This window comes from Thiohalocapsa sp. (genome assembly GCF_019695415.1).
In the GTDB taxonomy this organism is placed as follows: Bacteria; Pseudomonadota; Gammaproteobacteria; order Chromatiales; family Chromatiaceae; genus Thiohalocapsa.
In genome coordinates, this window is record NZ_JAIFKJ010000072.1 from 1 (window position 1) to 3,550 (window position 3,550).

Consider the following 3,550-nt stretch of genomic DNA (forward strand, 5'->3'; position numbering starts at 1 on the left):
CGATGTTGACATTCCCGCTCAGGCACGCGTCGCAGATGATTTCACCGTTGCCAAGTGTCGATGGCGGATCAAACCCGCGCATCTTCGGTGAATAGCGCATTAGATCGCCATCCAGGCCGGTGAAGAGCGGTTGGGTGGTATCCGGTTGGGCAGGTTGGTGGCCGGCGCCCCTGGCGGGGTGAGCGCGGGAAGGAGCCCGGAGGGCGACTGGACGCGCTCACCCCGCCAGGGGCGCGCCGACGCGCTGTGGCTCGGCCCGGGGTGGGTGGTTGCGTGCGGGATGCGCGGCGGTTGTGGCCGTTCGCTCAGGCCGGGAGGTGACAACCCGGCGGGAATCGGCTAGAGGATCGGAGCCGTTGAGACAGGCGCGGCACCGGGCTCGACCGCCACAGTCACCCCGATACCGCGCCCCCAAACCGTGCCAGGCACGGCTCGCGGGAGAGTATCGCGCGCCCGTGGGTTCTGATCCAGCACTCGGCGGCAGGAGCCGCCGATGTGCCGCACTGCGCGTCTGTTCAATTGTGCCCGTTGTCGGCGCCAGGTGGTGATCTGCAGCCACTGCGACCGGGGCAACCGCTATTGCGGCAAGCTGTGCGCGCAGAGCGCACGCCGCGAATCCCAGCGCGAGGCGGCACGGCGCTATCAAGCCTCACGCCGCGGTCGCTTCGCCCATGCCGCCCGCCAGCACCGCTATCGCCGGCGCCACAGTGCGAAAGTGACGCATCAGGGTTCTTGCCCGCACCGGCCCGGTGACAGACTGCCCCTCACGTCGAGGACGTCGGCGCGCCAGGGGGCGGTTCCCGGCGCCGATGCCGGTGCCGAGCGTCGTTGTCACCGCTGCGGACGGCGCTGTTCGCCGTTGCTGCGTCAGGGCTTTCTGCGCCGACCTTCGACACGCGCGGCCATCGACTTGCTACCCCCGCGGATGGCCCGCTATCGAGGTGCTTGAGCACTGGATGGGGGTGGTCTGACGGCGCGGAGTACACGACCTTGGCCATTCCCCCGGAGCTCGAAGCGAAGATCCTGCGCTACTTCCATGTGGAGCAATGGCGCGTCGGCACCATTGCCCGCCAGCTCGGCGTGCACCACGCCACCGTCGACCGGGTGCTCTCGCAGGCCGGGCTGCCGAAGGCCGAGCGGCCCCACCGCCCGTCGCTGATCGACCCCTATCTGCCGTTCGTGTTGAAGACGCTCGAGCAGTATCCGCGCCTGACCGCCGCGCGTCTCTACGCCATGGTGCGCGAGCGCGGTTACCGCGGTGGAGCGGATCACTTCCGCCACCTGATTGCCCACTACCGCCCGCGACCGCAGCCCGAGGCCTATCTGCGCTTGAAGACCTTGCCCGGCGAGCAGGCCCAGGTCGACTGGGGCCATTTCGGCAAGGTCACCATCGGCAACGCCGAGCGGACGCTGATGGCGTTCGTGATGGTGCTGAGCTGCTCGCGCGCGATCTTCCTGCGCTTCTACCTCGATGCGCAGATGGCGAACTTCCTGCGCGGGCATGTCGGCGCATTCGAGACGTGGGACGGACTGCCGCGGGTCCTGCTCTACGACAATCTGAAAAGTGCCGTGCTGGAGCGCCGCGGGGAGGCGATCCGCTTCCATCCCACCTTGCTGGCGCTGGCCGCGCATTACCGCTTCGAGCCGCGCCCCGTGGCCCCGGCGCGGGGCAATGAGAAGGGCCGCGTGGAGCGCGCGATCCGCTATGTCCGCGATGCCTTCTTCGCCGCGCGCACTTGGCGCGATCTGGATGATCTCAATGCGCAGGCCGACGCGTGGTGCCAGGGCCAGGCCGCACAGCGTCCGTGTCCGGAGGATCGGACCATCACGGTGCGCGAGGCCTTTGCACAGGAGCAGCCGAAGCTCCTCGCTTTGCCGGACAACCCCTTCCCCACCGAGGAGCAGGTCGCCGTCAGCGCCGGCAAGACGCCCTACGTGCGCTTTGATCGCAACGACTACTCCATCCCATCGACCCACGTGCGCCGCACGCTCACGGTGGTGGCCAGCCCCACCACGGTGCGGGTGCTCGATGGCGCCACACTGCTGGCCACCCATGCGCGCAGCTACGACCAGGGTCAGCAGGTCGAGGATCCGGCACACATTGCCGCGTTGGTCGCGCGCAAGCGCCAAGCGCGCCAGCATCGTGGCACCGACCGCCTGGCGCAGGCCACACCCAACAGCCGGGCGCTGCTGACCCGCGCGGCCGAGCGCGGGGAGAACCTCGGCTCGATCACCGCGACGCTGTTGCGCCTGCTCGAGCGCTATGGCGCCGCCGAGCTGGAGGCGGCCATCGCCGAGGCCCTGGCCCGCGACGTCCCCCATCCCAATGCGGTGCGCCTGGCGCTGGAGCGCCGCCGCGAACAACGCGAGCAGCCGCCGCCGCTGGCGATCACCCTGCCCGATGACCAGCGCGTGCGTGATGTCGTGGTCACGCCGCACAAGCTCGATGCTTACGACCAACTGCAAGCGGCCCGGGAGAGCGACGATGACGCGCACGACGACGGATGATCCCCTCCTGGCAAGGGCCAAGGCCTTGAAGCTCTATGGGCTGCTGGCGCATTGGTCGGAGGTCGCCGCCAGCGATTGGCTCGCACCCCTGATCGAATGGGAGGAGGCCGAGCGCGCGCGTCGTTCCTTGGAGCGCCGCCTCGGCAATGCCAAACTCGGGCGCTTCCGCGCGCTGGCCGACTTCGACTGGGACTGGCCCAAGCGCTGTGATCGCGCCGCCATCGAGGAGCTCATGGGCCTCGGCTTCATCCAGGAGGCCGCCAACGCCATCCTGGTCGGCCCCAACGGCGTCGGTAAGTCCACCCTCGCCCGCAACATCGCCCACCAGGCGGTGCTCGCCGGGCACACCGTGCTCTGTACCAGTGCCGGGCACATGCTCGGTGAGCTCGCCGGTGCCGATGGCGACCGCGCCCTGCGCCATCGCCTCTCGCTGTATACCCGCCCGCGCCTGCTGCTCGTCGACGAGATCGGCTATCTCTCCTATTCCAACCGCCACGCCGACCTGCTCTTCGAGGTCGTCTCGCGCCGCTACCAGGAGAAGTCCACCCTGGTGACGACCAACCGACCTTTCGCCGAGTGGGGCGAGGTCTTCCCCAACGCCGCCTGCGTCGTCTCCCTCGTCGATCGCTTGGTGCACAACGCCGAGATCATCCAGATCGAGGGCGAGTCCTACCGCCTCAAAGAGGCCAAGGAGCGCAGCGAGCAGCGGCGCCGAGCACGCGCGGCGCGCAAGACCAACACCCGCCCGGAAACCCCACGCAACAATTGACTACAGCCCAACGGAGGCCGCCATGCTCCCGCTGCAAGATATCCCTCAGCACTGGTCCACGGAACAAGCACTGGCCGTCTACGAATGGCTCGACTGCCTACGCGAGCGCGTCTGGGACTGCTACGGCGAGCAGATCCAGGCGCACTACCGCAGCGAACAGCAGGATCACTTCCAGCCCGACCTGTTCGACGTCGACGACGACATGCCCTTCTGAGCCCGCTCCTCGCAGCGATCCTCGCATCCACTACCCCGTGCCCCTCGGGCGGGCGTCGC

The 3,550-nt window shown here is 68.8% G+C and carries 3 protein-coding genes; all 3 read left to right on the top strand.

The genetic code is table 11. From position 1 onward, the window contains the following. The first annotated feature begins 990 nt into the window (after positions 1-990). The 3 genes from istA to I6U14_RS00880 are packed head-to-tail and all read left to right on the top strand — an operon-like array spanning position 991 to position 3,491. Complete coding sequence (gene istA, locus I6U14_RS00870; RefSeq protein ID WP_296896096.1) at positions 991-2,508, top strand: IS21 family transposase; 1,518 nt, start codon at positions 991-993, stop codon at positions 2,506-2,508. Continuing rightward, positions 2,486-3,277, top strand: coding sequence for an IS21-like element helper ATPase IstB (gene istB / locus I6U14_RS00875; protein ID WP_296896098.1), 792 nt, complete (start codon positions 2,486-2,488; stop codon positions 3,275-3,277). Before istA ends, istB begins: the two co-directional genes overlap by 23 nt. Before the next feature lie 22 nt (positions 3,278-3,299). Next, positions 3,300-3,491: a hypothetical protein gene (locus I6U14_RS00880; RefSeq protein ID WP_296896100.1), complete on the top strand. Its 192-nt coding sequence runs from the start codon at positions 3,300-3,302 to the stop codon at positions 3,489-3,491. The last annotated feature ends 59 nt before the right edge of the window (positions 3,492-3,550 follow it).

What these genes read in the sequence shown, in the direction of transcription:
- istB (WP_296896098.1), top strand. Translation starts at nt 2,486, where the DNA reads ATGACGCGCACGACGACGGATGATCCCCTCCTGGCAAGGGCCAAGGCC.
- I6U14_RS00880 (WP_296896100.1), top strand. Translation starts at nt 3,300, where the DNA reads ATGCTCCCGCTGCAAGATATCCCTCAGCACTGGTCCACGGAACAAGCA.